The organism is Streptomyces kaniharaensis (assembly GCF_009569385.1).
In the GTDB taxonomy this organism is placed as follows: Bacteria; Actinomycetota; Actinomycetes; order Streptomycetales; family Streptomycetaceae; genus Kitasatospora; species Kitasatospora kaniharaensis.
The window spans coordinates 5,825,079-5,841,718 of the sequence record NZ_WBOF01000001.1 but is presented as its reverse complement, the minus strand read 5'-3'; the positions used below and the strand labels follow the sequence as shown (position 1 = coordinate 5,841,718).

Annotated in this window: 15 protein-coding genes and 1 pseudogene; 5 read left to right on the top strand and 11 right to left on the bottom strand. The window is 73.9% G+C overall.

Annotated elements, in window-relative coordinates:
* Nucleotides 1-62 precede the first annotated feature (62 nt).
* Nucleotides 63-2,009: an FUSC family protein gene (locus F7Q99_RS26155; protein WP_153465280.1), complete on the top strand. Its 1,947-nt coding sequence runs from the start codon at nucleotides 63-65 to the stop codon at nucleotides 2,007-2,009.
* A gap of 40 nt (nucleotides 2,010-2,049) precedes the next feature.
* Here the strand turns inward: F7Q99_RS26155 and F7Q99_RS26150 are convergent, their stop codons facing one another.
* A complete protein-coding gene (locus tag F7Q99_RS26150; protein ID WP_153465278.1) occupies nucleotides 2,050-3,453 on the bottom strand; it encodes an amidase in 1,404 nt (467 codons plus the stop codon).
* Nucleotides 3,454-3,695: 242 nt separating this feature from the next.
* Between F7Q99_RS26150 and F7Q99_RS26145 the strand changes: the two genes are divergently transcribed.
* Nucleotides 3,696-5,024 carry a cytochrome P450 gene (locus tag F7Q99_RS26145; protein WP_230210321.1) on the top strand — a complete coding sequence of 443 codons (1,329 nt, stop codon included), beginning with the start codon at nucleotides 3,696-3,698 and terminating at the stop codon, nucleotides 5,022-5,024.
* A 37-nt stretch (nucleotides 5,025-5,061) separates the two neighbouring features.
* Here the strand turns inward: F7Q99_RS26145 and F7Q99_RS26140 are convergent, their stop codons facing one another.
* Complete coding sequence (locus F7Q99_RS26140) at nucleotides 5,062-5,247, bottom strand: AzlD domain-containing protein (RefSeq protein ID WP_407697834.1); 186 nt, start codon at nucleotides 5,245-5,247, stop codon at nucleotides 5,062-5,064.
* Between the two features lie 64 nt (nucleotides 5,248-5,311).
* Complete coding sequence (locus F7Q99_RS26135; protein WP_153466640.1) at nucleotides 5,312-6,073, bottom strand: LysR family substrate-binding domain-containing protein; 762 nt, start codon at nucleotides 6,071-6,073, stop codon at nucleotides 5,312-5,314.
* 67 nt (nucleotides 6,074-6,140) lie between these two features.
* Between F7Q99_RS26135 and F7Q99_RS26130 the strand changes: the two genes are divergently transcribed.
* The 3 genes from F7Q99_RS26130 to F7Q99_RS26120 all read left to right on the top strand — a co-directional run bounded on the left by F7Q99_RS26130 (nucleotide 6,141) and on the right by F7Q99_RS26120 (nucleotide 9,370).
* Nucleotides 6,141-6,551, top strand: coding sequence for a DUF5997 family protein (locus F7Q99_RS26130; RefSeq protein WP_153465276.1), 411 nt, complete (start codon nucleotides 6,141-6,143; stop codon nucleotides 6,549-6,551).
* Between the two features lie 289 nt (nucleotides 6,552-6,840).
* A complete protein-coding gene (locus tag F7Q99_RS26125) occupies nucleotides 6,841-8,514 on the top strand; it encodes a DUF885 domain-containing protein (protein ID WP_153465274.1) in 1,674 nt (557 codons plus the stop codon).
* 148 nt (nucleotides 8,515-8,662) lie between these two features.
* Entirely contained in the window at nucleotides 8,663-9,370 is a 708-nt protein-coding gene (locus F7Q99_RS26120) for a hypothetical protein (protein WP_326847123.1), read from the top strand.
* A gap of 219 nt (nucleotides 9,371-9,589) precedes the next feature.
* Here the strand turns inward: F7Q99_RS26120 and F7Q99_RS43285 are convergent, their stop codons facing one another.
* The 8 genes and pseudogenes from F7Q99_RS43285 to F7Q99_RS26085 form a co-directional block, all read right to left on the bottom strand.
* Nucleotides 9,590-9,814: an SDR family oxidoreductase gene (locus tag F7Q99_RS43285; protein WP_326847262.1), complete on the bottom strand. Its 225-nt coding sequence runs from the start codon at nucleotides 9,812-9,814 to the stop codon at nucleotides 9,590-9,592.
* A gap of 109 nt (nucleotides 9,815-9,923) precedes the next feature.
* A pseudogene (locus F7Q99_RS43280) lies at nucleotides 9,924-10,358 on the bottom strand (SDR family NAD(P)-dependent oxidoreductase); the annotation flags it as partial.
* Between the two features lie 23 nt (nucleotides 10,359-10,381).
* Nucleotides 10,382-10,867 carry an SAM-dependent methyltransferase gene (locus tag F7Q99_RS26110; protein ID WP_230210320.1) on the bottom strand — a complete coding sequence of 162 codons (486 nt, stop codon included), beginning with the start codon at nucleotides 10,865-10,867 and terminating at the stop codon, nucleotides 10,382-10,384.
* 129 nt (nucleotides 10,868-10,996) lie between these two features.
* Nucleotides 10,997-12,928, bottom strand: coding sequence for an ATP-dependent zinc metalloprotease FtsH (gene ftsH / locus F7Q99_RS26105; RefSeq protein WP_153465272.1), 1,932 nt, complete (start codon nucleotides 12,926-12,928; stop codon nucleotides 10,997-10,999).
* A 90-nt stretch (nucleotides 12,929-13,018) separates the two neighbouring features.
* Entirely contained in the window at nucleotides 13,019-13,531 is a 513-nt protein-coding gene (locus F7Q99_RS26100; protein WP_153465270.1) for an NUDIX hydrolase, read from the bottom strand.
* A gap of 120 nt (nucleotides 13,532-13,651) precedes the next feature.
* The gene (locus F7Q99_RS26095; protein ID WP_326847122.1) at nucleotides 13,652-14,257 is read right to left on the bottom strand and encodes a mycothiol-dependent nitroreductase Rv2466c family protein; all 606 of its coding nucleotides are present in this window, start codon (nucleotides 14,255-14,257) and stop codon (nucleotides 13,652-13,654) included.
* Nucleotides 14,258-14,330: 73 nt separating this feature from the next.
* The gene (locus tag F7Q99_RS26090; protein ID WP_153465268.1) at nucleotides 14,331-15,890 is read right to left on the bottom strand and encodes an alpha/beta hydrolase; all 1,560 of its coding nucleotides are present in this window, start codon (nucleotides 15,888-15,890) and stop codon (nucleotides 14,331-14,333) included.
* A gap of 187 nt (nucleotides 15,891-16,077) precedes the next feature.
* Nucleotides 16,078-16,401, bottom strand: coding sequence for a DUF2992 family protein (locus tag F7Q99_RS26085; RefSeq protein ID WP_153465266.1), 324 nt, complete (start codon nucleotides 16,399-16,401; stop codon nucleotides 16,078-16,080).
* Between the last annotated feature and the right edge of the window lie 239 nt (nucleotides 16,402-16,640).

Genomic DNA, 16,640 nt, shown 5'->3' with positions numbered 1-16,640 from the left:
ACTTCTGACGCAGGCCGCACCGCGGGGGCGCCGGTGTCGCCACGCCGCCGTACGTTGGCCGTATGGCACGCCGCTCCCGAGCCACCCGGCTCGCTCCGCCCAGCTGGCTGACCGAGAGCCTGCGGCCCCAGGCCGCGCCGGTCCCGTGGGCGGCGGTGGCCCGGGCCTCGGTGGCGCTCAGCGCGCCACTCGCCGTCGGGACGGCCACCGGGCGGACCGGGTACGGCGCGCTGGTGTCGATGGGCGCGCTGTCCGGCGTCATCGGGGACACCGCGGACGCCTACCGGATGCGGGTGTTCAACATCGCGGTGCCGCAACTGGTCGGCGCCCTCGGGGTACTGCTCGGCGCCGTGGTGTACGGCGAGGGCTGGACGGCCGTCGCCGTGCTGACGCTGATCGCGCTGGTATCCGGCATGATCTCGTCGATCGGCGCGGTCGCCTCGGTGTCCGGACTGCTCCTCCTGCTGAACGCGGTGGTGGGCGCGGGCCTGCCGCTGCCGTCCCCGTGGTGGCTGCCGCCGCTGCTGCTCCTGACCGGCGGCGGCGTGGTGCTCGTCCTCAGCCTCATCGCCTGGCCGCTGCGCGCCGGCACGCCCGAACGCGGGGTCGTCGCCGGGACGTACCGGGCGGTCGCCGACCTGCTGGAGGCCACCGGCTCGCGCGGGTACGACGAGAAGCGGCGGGCGCTCACCGATTCGCTCAACCACGCGTACGACGTGCTGCTCGCCCGCCGGGCCCGGCGGCACGGGCGCTCGCGCACACTCGTGCGGCTGCTCGCGCAGCTCAACGCGGTGATCCCGGTGGTCGAGGCGGCCGCGGCGGCGCAGCTGCGCCCCACCGAGCTCGGCCCGCTGCCGGCCGCCTACCCGGCGGCGGTGCGGCAGCTGGCGGACGCCGTCGAGCAGGGCCGCGCCGGGCCCGCCCCGGCGCCCGTCCTGCCGGAGCCCGGCGGGCCGTCCACCCGCGCGCTGGACGAGGCGATCGGGCACGCGGCCACGGTGGTGCACGAGCCCGAGCCGGATCCGTACGCCACCGCCGACCGGCTCGGCCGGCCCGCCGGGCTGCGCGACCGGGCCCGGCGAGCGGCCCGGGCGCTGCTGCTGTCCGGGGCGTCCTGGCGGTACGGGCTCCGGTTGGCGCTGTGCATCGGCCTCGCGCAGGTGCTCGTGTCGGTGATCGCGGTGCCCCGCTCGTACTGGGTGGCGCTCACCGTGACCTTCGTGATGAAGCCCGACTTCGGTTCGGTGTTCTCCCGGGCGGTGCTGCGCGCGCTCGGCACTGCGGCCGGGCTGCTGATCGCCATGCCGGTGCTGGCCGAGGTGCCGCGCGGCTGGTGGGACGTGCCGATGATGGCGGTGCTGGCGGCGCTGATCCCGGCACTGTCGGCGAAGGGGTACGCGTTCCAGACGGCGGCGATCACGCCGGTGATCCTGCTGCTCTCCGACCTGCTCAACCACCAGGGCTTCCACCTGGTGCTGCCCCGGCTGTACGACTCGCTGATCGGCTGTGCGATCTCGCTGCTGGCCGGCTACCTGCTGTGGCCGGAGTCCTGGCACACGCGGATCGGGGACCGGCTGGCCGACGCCGTCGCGGACACCGCCTCGTACGTGTCGCTGGCCTTCACGACCCGCCCGGGCCGGGACGAGCCGGCCCGGGCCCGGTACCGGCGGCGGCTCTACCGGGACCTGTCGGCGGTGCGCAGCGAGTTCCAGCGGGCGCTCACCGAGCCGCCGCCGGTCGCGGCGCGGGCGCAGGCGTGGTGGCCGCTGGTGATCGCGGTCGAGCGGATCGTGGACACCACGACCGCGACCCGGGTGCGGGTCGAACACGGCGCGCCGGTGCCGTCCCCGGCCGAGGTAGGCGCGGTCGCGCGGGAGCTGGCCGACCTGGCCGAGGCGCTGCGGACGGGCGAGGTGCTGCCCGAGCCGCCCGAGGGTGCGATCGCGCCCGACTGCGCACTGGCCCGGCTGCACCACGAGGTGCACGCGGCGCGGGCGATGGCCCGGTAGCCGGCGTAGACGGTGGTTCCGTACGGTCGGTTCCGGACGGTCAGCCTTGGATGCGGCGCCAGGGCCGGTCCGCCTCCAGCGCGAACGCCAGCTCCAGCAGCAGCCGTTCCTGCCCGTGCGCCGCCGAGAGGTGGACGCCGATGGGTAGGTCGTTCGCCGCCGCCCCGGCCGGCAGCGCGATGCCGGGGCCGCCGGTCACGTTGTTGACCGGCGTGAAGGCGACGTAGCGCAGCAGCCGTTCGATGAGCTCGTCGAAGGCCACGTTCGGGCTCAGGTGCCCGATCGGCGGGGCGACGTGGGCGAGCACCGGGGAGAGGATCACGTCGTGCTCGTGGAAGATCCCGGCGTACGCCGCCTCGGCCCGGCGCAGCCGGCGCAGCACGCCCGGGGTGCGCCGGAACTCGCTCTGGAAGCGGCGGCGCAGACCGGTGGTCAGGCCGTCGAGCCTCCCGGTCCGGAAGCTCGGATCGAGGATCAGCTTGCCGGTGAGGGCGATCACCCAGGCGATGTAGCCCCAGTACGAGACGAAGTCGCGGGAGAACTCCTCGCCGAACGGCAGGGTGGCCGGGGCGACGTGGTGGCCCATCGCCTCCAGCCGGGCGGCGGTCTCCTCGACGACCCGGCGGGTCTGCTCGTCGGTCTTGGCGATCGGCGAGTCGACGACCAGGCCGATCCGCAGCTTCCGCTCCCCCGGACCCTCGACCAGTCCGAGCGGCGGCAGGTCCAGGTTGCGGTGGTGGCGCTCGGCGGCGGCGAAGAAGGCGGCGGTGTCGCGGACCGAGCGGGTCAGTACGCCGTCGGTGACGATGTCGATCGGCAGCTTGCCGCCCTGCGCGTTGGTGACCAGCCGGCCGCGGGTGGGCTTGAGGCCGACCAGTCCGCAGCAGGCGGCCGGGATGCGGATCGATCCGCCGCCGTCGTTGGCGTGCGCGATCGGCACCACACCGGCCGCCACCAGGGCCGCCGCGCCGCCGGAGGAGGCGCCGGGCGAGTGCGAGGGCTTCCACGGGTTGCGCACCGGCTGGGCGGCGGCGAACTCGGTGGAGGCGTTGAGGCCGAACTCGGGCAGCCGGGTCTTGCCGAGGACGGCCAGGCCGGTGGAGAGGAACTGGTCGGTGAAGCGGGCGTTGCGCCGGGCCGGGCGGGCGCGGTACGCCTCGCTGCCCATGGCGGTCGGCAGGCCGCGCAGGTCCACGTTGTCCTTGAGGTAGGTGGGCACGCCCCACAGCGGCCCGCCGATGCCCTCCCTGCTGATCCGCGGCTGCTCGTACGAGGTGTGGGCGACGGGCATCAGCGTGTCGTCGATCCGCGCGGCGCGGTCGACGGCCGCCGCGACCAGCTCCCGGGGGTTGACCTCGCCGGCCCGCACGAGGGCGGCCAGCGCCACCGCGTCGTGCGCGCCGAGGGCGTCGTCGGTGAACGCGTGGGCCCGCTCGTCGGCCATCCGAACTCCCCATTCCCTACTGACTGGTAGTCTCGCAAGAGCTTCGCAGTCTAGGCGCGCGACGGCGACCGCGGGTAGCCCGCGCCGCCGCCGGGGACTCGTGGCGGGGTCAACAACCCGACGGCGCACGGGCGTTCGCCGCACGCCCCCGCGTTCACCCATTCGCCGGTCGGCGGCCGTTTTGGTGATCACCGCCGGGGAAGCTGACGATCATCGATCTTCGCAACCCCAAGGTGACGCCTTTGACCAGCCAGTACACCTCGGCCACCGCCCCCGGCGCCCTGCCCCTGCTCGGCCACGTGCCCGCGTTCGTCCGGCGCCCGTACGACTTCGTGGCCGGCCTGCCCGCCCACGGCGACCTCGTCCGGCTCCGGCTCGGCCCGCTCGACGCGTACGTCGCCTGCCACCCCGACCTGGTCCGCCGGATGCTCACCGAGCACCGCGTCTACGACAAGGGCGGGCTGGTCCTCGACAAGGCCCGCGAGGTCCTCGGCGACGGCCTCGCCACCTGCTCCGCCACCACCCACCACCGCCAACGCCGCATGCTCCAGCCCGCGTTCGACCGCGACCGGCTGCCCGGCTACGCCGCCCTGATGGCCGAGGAGATCGCCGGCGTCACCGTGCCCTGGCGCAACGGCGAGGTGATCGACGTCCCCGCCGCCATGTACCGCCTCACCACCGCCGTCACCGCCCGCTGCCTCTTCGCCGCACACGAACGGGCCGGCTCGCTGCCCGTCCACGAGAGCATGGACGTCGTCACCCGGGGCGTCGCCCGGCGGGTCATGATGCCGCTGCCCGGCGTCGGCCGGATCCCCACCCCCGGCAACCGCCGCTACCGGCGCGCCCGCGCCGACCTCGCCGAGATCACCCGGCGCCTCGTCGCCGACTACCGCGCGGCCGGCACCGACCACCACGACCTGCTGTCCGTGCTGCTCGCCGCCCGCGACGAGGACGGGCAGGCGCTGTCCGACGCCGAGATCCACGACCAGGTGGTCACCTTCCTGCTCGCCGGGATGGAGACCACCGCCGCCGCCCTCTCCTGGGTCTGGCCGCTGCTCGCCGCCCACCCGGCGATCCGCGACCGCCTGCACTCTGAGCTCGACACCGTCCTCGACGGCCGTCCGGCCCGCCACGAGGACCTGCCCGCCCTGCCGCTGGCCGCCCGCATCGTCACCGAGACCCTGCGGCTCTACCCGCCCGTCTGGCTCCTCAGCCGCACCGTCGCCGCCGACACCGAACTCGGCGGCCACCGGATCCCCGCCGGCACCACCATCCTCTTCAGCCCGTACCTGCTGCACCGCCGGGCCGACCTCTTCCCCGCGCCCGACCGCTTCGACCCCGACCGCTGGCTCGCCACCCCGCGCCCCACTCCCGGCACCTACGCCCCCTTCGGCGCCGGCGCCCGCCGCTGCATCGGCGACGCCTTCGGCACCACCGAGGCCGTCCTCGCCGTCGCCACCATCGCCGCCCACTGGACGGTCACGCCCACTCCCGGCCGGCCCGTCCGCCCCCGTCGCAGTTCCTCGCTGTCCCCCCGCCCCTTCACCGCCACGCTCACCCGCCGGCGCTGAAACGCATCGCCCGCGCGCGGCCGGAACTGCGGGAATCTCAGCGAGCCAGAACCGTACTGGCCAGCGTCACGTTCACGGTGGTGCCCACCGCGATGCTCACCAGGGCGTTGCGGCGCCACAGATGCAGGCCCACGGTGACGGCAAGAGCAATGACCGGAGCGAGCGCGCGCGGGTCGGTGAGGGGCAGGTCGCGCAGACAGTAGTACTGCGGGTCACCTCTCACCTGACCATGAAGAAGATCAAGTCCGACGGCTGACGATCGCCTCGGTACCGCCGGCGCCCGAGCGCTAGGAGCGGCGCTTCGGCTTGCCGCGCTTGGCGGTGGCCGCCTTCGGCTTCGGCCTGGGCTTCGCCCCGCTCTTCTGCGGCTGCGGTTTCTGCTGCTGCGGCTTCCGCGGCTGCGTCGCCTTCTTCTTGGGCTCGGGCTCGGCCGCCGCCTGCACGGCCCCGCGTCCGCGCGAGCTGTTGACCGTCCGCCCGCGGACGATCCCGATGAACTCCTCCACCAGGTCCGTCGTCTGCTCCTGCGGCCAGGAGAGCGCGACCTGCGACTGCGGCGCGTCCGCGACCGGCCGGTAGGTGAGGTCCCTCCGGTGGTGCAGCCGGGCGAGGGACTGCGGCACGAGCAGCACGCCGACGTTGGCCGCGACCAGTTCGATCGCGTCGGCCGTGGTGGCCGGGCGCTCGATGGCGGGGCGTCCGGGCAGGTCCGTCCAGCCGAGGGTGTCGTCGAGCGGGTGGAAGACGACGTCGTCGGCCAGGTCGGCGAGCGCGACCTCGTCGGCGGCGGCCAGCCAGTGGTCCTTCGGGAAGACGACGACGGTGGTCTCGGTGTACAGCGGGATCGCACTGAGCACGTCCCGGTCGACCGGCAGCCGCACCAGCCCGGCGTCGGCGTCGCCCTCGCGCAGGGAGCGCTCGCCGTCCGTGGAGGGGACCGCGACGAGGTCGAGCGGCACGTCCGGGAGCCGTTCGCCCCAGACGCGCGCCCACTTGCCGGGGGTCACGCCCGGGACGTACGCGAGCCGGAAGGACGGGTTCACCTGCATGTCTGTCACAGGGCAAGGCTACCGACCGTGACCGGAAGCGCTCGCACACTCCCTTACCCTTGTCTCCATGACATCGCTCAAGCAGAAGACCAGCCAGACCATGAAGCCGGCCACCGCGGCCAAGAAGCTGGGGATCTACCTCGACGCGGCCCCCGCCGGCTTCCGCGAGGGCATGGTCTCCCGCGAGGAGCTCAACACGCTTCAGGCCGACCCGCCGCAGTGGCTCCAGGAGCTGCGCAAGAACGGCCCGCACCCGCGCCCGGTGGTCGCCGCCAAGCTCGGCGTCTCCATCTCGGGCCTGGCCCGCGGCGGGGTGACCGAGGCCCTCACCACCGAGCAGATCGAGGCGATCAAGGCCGAGAACCCGCTCTGGCTCCAGCACGAGCGCGCCAACCAGGTGGACGTCCGCAAGGAGACCGTGCGGATCAAGGAGAAGCACGAGAAGGAGGCCGCGGCCAAGGCCGCGAAGGCCGGCTGACCCCTGCATCCCCTGTCGCCCCCGCGCCGCTCCGGCCGGGGGCGACCGCACGTTCGGCGGTCTTCCGGCGGTCCGTCAGCGGCCTGTCGACCTGGCGAGTCGGCTCGGCCGGGCATGGGATGACATTCGGTCATATCGCGGTATCCGCACGGATACCGCGGTAAATGCCACAAGGAATTCACTTCCCGGCCCCTTATTGACCGGGCCCGCACCGCATCCGAATAATCGGCGCCACCGGGGTACCCCCAGGAACCCGCGTCACGTCCACCACTTCGGACCCGGGAGCGACATGACCGACCGGACTCAGCAGGCCGAGCTCGTCGAGCTCGCCGAGGAGTACTTCGCCGCCGCGAACGCGCACGACCCGTTCGAAGCCACGCTCAGCGGAGTCGCCGGGCACGCCCACGAGGTGCCGGATCCGTCCCGGGAGGCCGCGCTGGCGCACCGCGCGGTGCTCCGCGGCCTCGGGACGCGCCTCGCCGCGATACCGGTCGACGGGCTGGACACGGACGACCGCGTCACACACGGCGTCCTCGGCCGGCTGATCGACAACGGCACCGGCGAGATCACCCACGGGCTGGCCGACTTCAGCGTCTCGGCGACCATCACCGCGCCGCAGAACGCGGCGTTCCAGTCGCTCGCCATGACCGCCGTCGACCAGGAGGGCGCCGACTCCTACCTGGAGCGGCTGGCCGGTCTGCCCGCCTACTTCGACGTCCACCTCCAGCGCTACCTGGACGCCGCCGCCGAAGGCCGCCGTCCCCTGCGCAGCGGCGTCGACGCCGCCATCGCACAGCTCGACACCTACCTCGCCGGGAGCCTCGCCGACGACCAGCTGCTGCGCCCGTTGCAGGGCCGCCGGGAGGCGGAACGGGCCAGGACGATCGTGCGCGACGGCATCCGCCCCGCGGTGGCCCGCTACCGGGCGGGCCTGGCGCAGCGGCTCGCACCCGGCGCCCGGCCGGACGACGAGGCGGGCGTCTGCCACGTCCCCGGCGGCACCGAGGGCTATGCCGACGCCGTCGCCCGCTTCACCCGGCCCGGGCTGACCCCGGAGGAGATCCACCGGATCGGCCTGGACACCGTGGCGACGCTGCGCGAGGAGTTCGCCGAGCTGGGCGCGACGGTGTTCGGCATCGGCGACCCGGACGGCGTGCTGGCCGCGCTGCGCGAGGACCCGGCGCTGCGGTTCGGCAGCGCCGAGGAGATCGTCGCCCTGGTCGACGACGCGCTGGAGCGCGCCCGCCGCGCCGGCGCCGACTACTTCCGCGCCTACCCGATCGCCGACTGCGTGACCCGGGAGATCGACCCGATCGAGGCGGAGACCGCGCCGCTGGCGTACTACCAGCCGCCGGGCCCGGGCGGCCTGCCCGGCACCCACTGGATCAACACGCTGCGCCCGGACACCCGGTTCACGTACGAGTACGAGGCGATCGCCTTCCACGAGAGCGTGCCGGGCCACCACCTGCAGATCGCCGTCGCGCAGACCCTGCGCCACCTGCCGGAGTTCCGGCAGAAGTCGAGCGGGCAGATGACCGCGCACGTCGAGGGCTGGGGCCTGTACACCGAGCGGCTGGCGGACGAGATGGGGCTGTACAGCTCGGAGCTGTCCCGCTTCGGCATGCTCTCGCTGGACGCGCTGCGAGCCGTCCGGCTGGTGGTGGACACCGGCCTGCACCACTTCGGCTGGTCGCGGGAGCGGGCGATCGCGTTCATGCGGGACAACACGGCCACCACCGAGGCCAACGTCCGCAACGAGATCGACCGCTACATCGCCTGGCCCGGTCAGGCCACCGCCTACCTGATCGGCCGCCGGGAGATCGTCCGCCACCGGGAGCGGGCCCGGGAGGCCCTCGGCGAGCGGTTCGACATCCGGGAGTTCCACCACCAGGTGATCGGGCACGGCAGCCTGCCGCTCGGTGTGCTGGACGAGCTGGTCACGGACTGGATCGCGGCGCACTGACGTCAGGTGGGGGCCGGTACGGGCCGGCCCCTTCCGCGCCCGGACGTGGCGTCACCCATTCGGCCCCTTCGACACGGTAGTGTCCGCTGGCGCGGCACTCGGCACACCCGCCGGGCCCGCAGCTCACGCACACCACCTGGAGGAATTCGTGCCGGCTCCCGCTCGCCGTGCCCTGGCGATAGCCGCGGCCGTCCTGCTCGCCGCAGCCGCAGGCTGCTCGCCAGGCGGCGGTCACACCGCCAAACCGGCCTCGCACAGCTCGGCCCCGCCCGCCGTCGACGCGGCGGGCGCCCACGCGATCCCGGTCGGGCCCGGCCCCAAGAGCTCGTACGACGTGCAGCAGCAGCCCGCCGCAGGCTCCTGCAAGTACCGCTACACCGCCGACAAGCAGCCGCTGCCCGACCCGAACTGCACCCCGGGCGCGACCAGCCCGGCGGTGACCCAGGCCACCGTCAACGACACCATCTGCAAGCCGGGCGGCTACACCTCGACCATCCGCCCGCCGGCGAGCATCACCGGCAAGGAGAAGGCCGAGAACGCCAAGTCCTACGGCTACACCGGGCCGATGGGTGACGCCGAGTACGACCACCTGATCAGCCTCCAGCTGGGCGGAGACCCGAACGACCCGCGCAACCTCTGGGTGCAGCCGCCGTCCCCGGACCACGTCCCGGGCAAGGGGCCGAACAACCCCAAGGACACCGTCGAGACGCACCTGAAGATGGCGATCTGCAAGGGTCAGGTCACCCTCGCCGCCGCCCAGCAGGCCATCACCACCGACTGGACCACCGCCGAGACCAAGCTCGGCATCAAGCCCGCCGGCCAGCCCTCCGCCAGCGCCGACGCCGACGACGACTGACGGGCGGTCCACTCGGCGACGCGTCGACCGGCCGGTACTCCGCTCGCGGAACCGGCCGGTCGCCGAGGACTGTCGACGGTCAGCAGACAAGACCGTCCACCCCTGCGGCGACAGGGGGCGCGCGCAGCGGTGCACGCCACGGCGTCACTCGTACGCGCCGTGGGGGCCGGTGATCGCGGTGCCTGGGCCCGGCGCCCGCGACCCGGACGCGGCGCCGTCTCAACGGCCGAGCACCGCACCGCCGTTCAGGCCGATGACCTGGCCGGTGAGGTAGCCGGCGGCGGGCGAGGCGAGGTAGGCGACCGCCTCGGCCACGTCATCGGGGGTGCCGGCGCGGCCGACGAGGGTGTCCGCGATCTTCCCGGCGTGGAAGGCCTCGCTCCAGCCGGTGCCGAAGATCTCGGTGTCCTCGATGTAGCCGGGCGCGAGGACGTTGACGGTGATGCCGTCCGGGCCCAGCTGCCGGGCCAGGCCGAAGGCCCAGCCGTGCAGGCCCGGCCTTGGCGGCGGCGTAGGAGCCGGCCGAGTGCGGGCCGGCTCCCCCGCGCTGGGCGGCGGCCGAGCTGATGACGACCAGACGGCCGCCGGGCCGCCTCAGCCGGTCCTGGAGGGCGGTGGTGAGGAGGACGGCGGTGAGCAGGTTGCCGTCCAGGTCCTGGCGCCAGGAGCGGGCGAGGGCGGCCAGGCTGCCGTCGGCGGGCGGGGTGACGATGGCACCGGCGTTGTTCACCAGGACGTCCAGCGGGCCGAGTTCGGCGGTCCGGGCGGCGATCGCCTCGACGGCCTCCGGGTCGGTGAGGTCCCCGGCCAGCGGGATGATCCGTCCCGGGCCGGTGGTCCGCTCGATCGCGTCCCGGGCCTGTTCCAGGACGGCCGCCCGCCGTCCGAGGATCGCCACCCGGTGTCCGTCGGCGGCGAGCCGGGCGGCGATCGCCCGTCCGATGCCCGTTCCGCCGCCGGAGACCACGGCGAGTCGTTCCTGCGTCATGCCGGTTCCCCCCTCGGTGTGCGTCAGTCGGCGTCGTAGTAGTCGCGCATCAGCTCGGTCGACCAGGCGGGCTGGCGGACCTCGCCGCGCGGGCCGAACTCGGCCAGGTACGGCTTGATGTCGAGCACCGGCGTGCCGGCCACCGCGTCGAGGCCGGTGACGTGCAGGTCGAGGCCGTCCACCCGGAGGAGGGTGCAGCGGGAGACGCCGAGGCGGTTGGGGCGGTTCTTGCCGCGCTGGGCGAAGATGCCGACCAGCGGCCAGTCGGTGTTGCCGCGCGGGTGCCGGGCGCCGGTCTCCACCTTGTCGACGGGGACGCGGTCGAAGTGGTAGACGACCTCCAGGTGGGAGAACGCCTCCAGCCCGTACAGCGCCTCCTCGGTGAACTGCTCGGCGTCCAGCCGGATGATCGCGGCGACGCTCCCCCAGCCGTCGTCGTACACCTCGTCGCGCCCGCCGACCACCTCGGCCACCGGCATCGACGTCACCTCGTGCAGCGCGTCGGCCATCCCGCGTTCCCCCTTCGGTTCGTGATCTCCGATCGTAGCCGCGTGGTGATCACCCCGTGGGCCGTTCCACCAGCGCGAGCAGGCCGGGCGTGCGCAGCACCCGGCCGCCGAACCGCCCGAGGCCGCGGGCTATCCCGTCGTGGGTCCGGGCCTTTTCAGGATGTCGAGGACGACCGCGCCGTCCACCGTCTCCTGTGCGACCAGCAGGGCGGCCAACTCGTCGAGGTGGTGCCGGTGTTCGCGCAGCAGGCCGACGGCGCGCTGTTCGGCGCGGCGCAGCAGGCGGGCGACGGCCTGGTCGATCGCGCGCTGGGTCTCCTCGGAGTAGGGGCGGCGGAGCAGGTCCTCGGGGCTATCGCCGAGGTAGTGCGGAGAGCCGGAGGAGTAGCCGACCGGGCCGAGTTCCGGGGAGAGGCCGAACTCGCGGACCATCCGGGTGGCGACGGCGGTGGCGTTGGCGAGGTCGTTGGCGGCGCCGGTGGAGCCCTCGCCGAAGACGACCAACTCGGCTGCACGTCCGCCGAGTTGGACGGTGAGCAGGTCGGTCAGGTAGGCCTCGCTGTACAGGTGTCGCTCGGCCTCGGGGAGTTGCTCGGTGGCGCCGAGGGCGACGCCGGCCGGGAGGATGGTCACCTTGGCGACCGGGTCGGCGTGCTCGCAGAGCGCGGCCATCAGGGCGTGTCCGGACTCGTGCACGGCGACGGAGTGGCGCTCCTCGGGGAGCAGGGCGTTGGAGGACTCGCGGCGGCCGAGCAGGACGCGGTCGCGGGCGGCGTCGAGGTCGTCGGCGGTGATGGTGGCGCGTTCGGCGCGGACGGCGTTGATGGCGGCCTCGTTGACCAGGTTGGCGAGGTCGGCGCCGGAGAAGCCGGGGGTGCCGCGGGCGATCCGGTCGAGGTCGACCCCCGGGGCGAGGGTCTTGCCGCGGACGTGGACGGCCAGGATCGCGGCCCGTTCGCGCTGGTTGGGCAGCGGGACGGTGACCTGGCGGTCGAAGCGGCCGGGGCGCAGCAGGGCCGGGTCGAGGGCGTCGGGGCGGTTGGTGGCGGCGATGACGACGATGCCGGTGCTCTGGTCGAAGCCGTCCATCTCGGCGAGCAGCTGGTTGAGGGTCTGCTCGCGCTCGTCGTTGCCGCCGAGCCGGGAGCCGCCCGCGCGGCGGGCGCCGACGGCGTCGATCTCGTCGATGAAGACGATGGACGGCGCGCGTTTGCGGGCCTCGTCGAAGAGGTCTCGGACGCGGGAGGCGCCGACGCCGACGAACATCTCGACGAAGCCGGAGCCGGTCACGGAGAGGAACGGCACCTCGGCCTCGCCGGCGACGGCGCGGGCGAGCAGGGTCTTGCCGGTGCCGGGCGGCCCGACCATGATCACCCCGCGCGGCCCCTTGGCCCCGGCGGCGGCGTAGCGGTCGGGGCTGCGCAGGAAGTCGACCACCTCGCTGACCTCCTGTTTCACTCCCTCGTACCCGGCGACGTCGGCGAAGCCGGTGGCGGGGCGTTCGGCCTCGATGATCTTCGCGCGGGAGCGGCCGATGGCGCTGAGGCCGCCGGTGACCGAGCGGGCGGCCATCCGGCCGGACCAGAGGAAGAGCGCGCCGAAGACCAGCAGCGGGAGGAACAGCAGCAGCGTCGACCAGATCGAGCTGCCGCCGCTGCGGCTGGCGGTGACGTCCACGTGCTGGTCGGCGAGGGATCGGCTGAGCTGGGAGGTGTCGAGGGCGGTCGGGATCTGGCTGGTGAAGTGGGTGCCGTCCTTCAGGGTGCCGCTGACGCCGCCGGTGTCGGTCACGTCCACGGTCCTGACCTGTCCGGCGCCGACCCGGTTGAGGAAGTCGGTGTAGCCGTAGCGGGTGCCGCGCGGGCCGGGGCTCTGGACGACCAGGAGCAGGATCAGGGCGAGCAGGGCACCGATGGGCAGCAGCCAGCGGCGCAGGGTCGGGGGTGGCGGCTTGGGCGGGGGCTTTCCCGGGGTAGGGCCGCCCCGCGGCGGGCCGGGCGGCGGCGGGTCCGGCGGGCCCGCCCGGTGGCGGGCGGCACGCAGACGCGTTCGTCCGATCATCTACGCTCACCGCCTCTCCGGAGGCGGACGGGCGATGCCGGAGCCTCCGTCTCCATGGTCGGACGAGACGGGCCCGGACGGGAATCCTGGCTACCGGCCGTCTCCGCACTCCGCCAGATAGCGGTCGAAGGCCTCCCGCCCGTCGGGCACGAACGGCCACCGCCGGAACGCCTCGGCCAGCTCCGCGGGCGTCAGCCAGGCGTACCAGGCGACCTCGGCCGGGTCCGCGCTGATCCCGGCGACGGCCTCGGCGGGGAACACGGCCTCGTGCACGCCGAGCCAGTACGGGCTGATCGCGCCCGCGCAGAGGAAGGTCAGGCAAGGCCGCACCGGCACGGTGACGCCCAGCTCCTCGGTCAGCTCCCGGACCGCCGCCGCCTCGTACGACTCCCCGACCTCCACGGCGCCGCCGAACATCACCTCGTGGTGCCCCGGGAAGCGGCTCGCGCCGTCAGGGCGCCGGTACACCAGGAACCGCCCGGCCTCGTCGCGGCAGATCGTGGTGGCGACGCGGTGCGGCCAGCGGTTGCGGATGGCGTCCTCCCGCTCGACGACGCCGAGGACGCGGTCCTGCTCGTCCACCCGCTCAACCGGCTCCCTCATGGCCTGCCCCCTCCGTCCGTTACACCCCCGCCGTCGGGGGCGCCCCAAGGGTAGGCGAAGGCGAGCAGCTCCGCGCTGAATGCTCCACCACATCTGCAAAGATGGATAATTGACTGACTATCAGGAGAAGTCGAGCGCCCCGGTCCGAGTGCGCTTCAGCTCGAAGAACTTCGGGTACCCGGCCAGCAGCCGGACGCCCTCGAAGACCTTCACCGCGTCCTCGCCGCGCGGGATCGCGGTCAGCACGGGCCCGAAGAACGCCACCCCGTCCACGTGGATGGTCGGCGTGCCGACCTCCTCGCCGACCGGGTCCATGCCCTCGTGGTGGCTCTTGCGCAGGGCGATGTCGTACGCCGTGCTGTCGGCCGCGTCCGCCAGGTCCTCCGGCAGTCCGGCCTCGGCCAGCGCCTCCCGGATGACGGTCGCGTCGGCGGGGCGGTCCTGGTCGTGCAGGCGGGTGCCGAGCGCGGTGTACAGGTCGCGCAGCACGTGCTCGCCGTGCCGCTCGGCGGCGGCGATGCAGACCCGGACCGGCCCCCAGCCGGTGGTCAGCAGGCGCCGGTAGCGCTCGGGCAGGTCCTCGCGGCCCTCGTTGAGGACGGACAGGCTCATCACCCGGAAGGTGAGGTCGAGGTCGCGGTGGCGCTCGACCTCCAGGATCCAGCGGGAGGTGATCCAGGCGAACGGGCAGATCGGGTCGAAGTAGAAGTCAACTTGGGTCGTCACCCGAGTGATCCTAGGGGCCGAGTGGACCGCGCCCCAGGTCCAATCTGCCCCCGATATGGTGGGCCACTTCGTTTCAGCTGCAGACCGTGCCGTCCGCCGGGACCTTGCCGTCGAGCAGGTAGCCGTCCACCGCCTGCGTCACGCACGGGTTGCCGGTGTTGTACCCGCCGTGCCCCTCGCCCTGGAGCGTCACCGTGACGCCGACGCCCGCGCCCAGCTGCTGCGCCATCGTCCGCGCGCCCTCGACCGGGGTGGCCGGGTCCCCGGTGGTGCCGACCAGCAGGATCGGCGCGGCGCCCGCGGCGGCGACCTCCGGGCGGTCCGTCCTGCCCGGCACCGGCCAGCCGGTGCAGCTGGTGAGGCCCCAGGCGGTGAACGCGCCGAACACCGCCGAGGCGGCACGGAACCGCGCGAGCTGCTGCTCCACGTCCTGGTCCGAGTAGCGCTGCTTGGCGTCCACGCAACTGACCGCCCGGTTGGCCGCGTTGAGGTTGCTGTAGTGCCCGTTCGAGTCGCGCCCCAGAAGGCCGTCGGCGAGCTGGAGCAGCATCGTGCCGCTCCCCTGCTGCATCGCCTCGGTCAGCCCGGCGGCCAGCGCCGACCAGGTCTCCTCGCTGTACAGCGCGCCCGCGATGCCGGTGACGGCCAGGCTCTCGGTGAGCTGCCGGCCACTGCCGGCGGGCAGCGGCGACTGCGCGAGTCTCTGCAGCAGGTCGGCGATCCGCGCGGTGCCCTCGGCGCCGCCGCTGCCGGTCGGGCAGTCCTGCAGTTGGGCGGCGCAGGCCTTCATGAAGTCCTCCAGGGCGAGCTGGAAGCCCTTGGCCTGGCCCAGCGCGGACTGCAATGGGTCCTTCGTCGGGTCCACCACCGAGTCCAGGACGAAGCGGCCGACCTGTTGCGGGAAGAGGTGCGCGTAGACGCCGCCCAGCTGGGTGCCGTAGCTGATGCCGAAGTAGTGCAGCTGCTGGTCGCCGAGCGCCTGGCGCATCAGGTCCATGTCGCGGGCGGCGCTCTCGGTGTCCACGAAGGGCAGCACCGGGCCGGAGTTGCGCTCGCAGGCGGTGTTGAACTGCGCGGTGGTGTCGTCCAGCGCCTTGACGGCCGCCGGATCTTCGGGCGTGCCGTCGACGGCGTTGGAGGCGTCCATCGCCTTGTCGTCCAGGCACTTCACCCCGCCGCTGTCGCCGACCCCGCGCGGGTCGAAGCTCACCAGGTCGTAGCGGGTGTTGAGGGAGGCGTACGACGCGGCCAGTGCGGGCAGCGTGGCGACGCCGGAGCCGCCGGGACCGCCGAAGTTGAACAGCAGAGAGCCGATCCGCTGCTGCTCGTCCTTGGCCCGGGCCCGGATCAGCGCGAGATCGATCGTGTCGCCGTCCGGCTTGCCGTAGTCCAGCGGCGCCTTGAGCGTGGCGCACTGCCAGTCCCCGGCGGGCGCCGTGCCGCCGCCCTGGGCGGTGCTGGGCGCCGGGCAGGCGTGCCAGTCGAGCCGCTGCGCCGCGGCGGACGACGTTGCTGCCGCCGACGTCGGCGCGGGCTCGGCGGCGGACGAGGCCTCACCCTGGCAGCCGGCCGCGGAGGCGAGAAGCAACACGGTCAGGCCGAGCGCACCGGCCCCGCGGACGACGGTGTGCATGGGACTCCACCTCTCGGACGGCCGCACGGAAGGCCGGTCGGAAACTCGCGGACGGCCGGGCGGCTCCGGCGCACGCCCCCGCGCCCGTTCCGCCACCCTAGAGTCGCTCCGCCCCGCACGCCTGCCGGACACCGCCAGCAGGGGGCGTGCGGCGCCCACCGCCCCACCGGCCGTCCGGGTGACGCCGCTACCGGCCCCGGTGCCTCTCCCTGGCCTGCCGCCGGACCAACTCCCGCCGCTCACACGCTTCCTCGGCGGCACGGCGCTTGGCCGCCGCACGGTTGAGGTGCCCGGCCTCCTCGTGCGCCCGGGCCAGCGCCTCCTCGGCGGCAGTGCTCAGCGGCCGGGTCGCCAGCTCCTTCGCGGCCTGCCGGGCCAGCCGCTTGGGGTTCACCGGATGCCGCCGCGCCCGTCGTTCGACGACCACCTCGGGCGCCGCGAGTGCGGCGTCCAGCAGCCGGCCGAATTCCCGGCGGACGAAGTCCAGCCGTGTTTTCGCGCGCTCCGGCACCGATCGTAAGGGGATTCCCGGCCGGCTTCAGGCACTTTTCCCGCTCGTCCCTTCGCGGCGGACGATCGGGAAAAAGCGAAGGCAAGGAGGTCATCCACTCCTTGCCACTTTCACCATATAGCGCACCGGGGGCCTTGCCGCAAGGCCCGGGTCGTGCCGCAAAATGGCCGACCTGGGCCGGAACCTGCGGAAATTAGCGGATTCGCGAAGTACACGTGTGTTGGTCGATGTATGGGTCG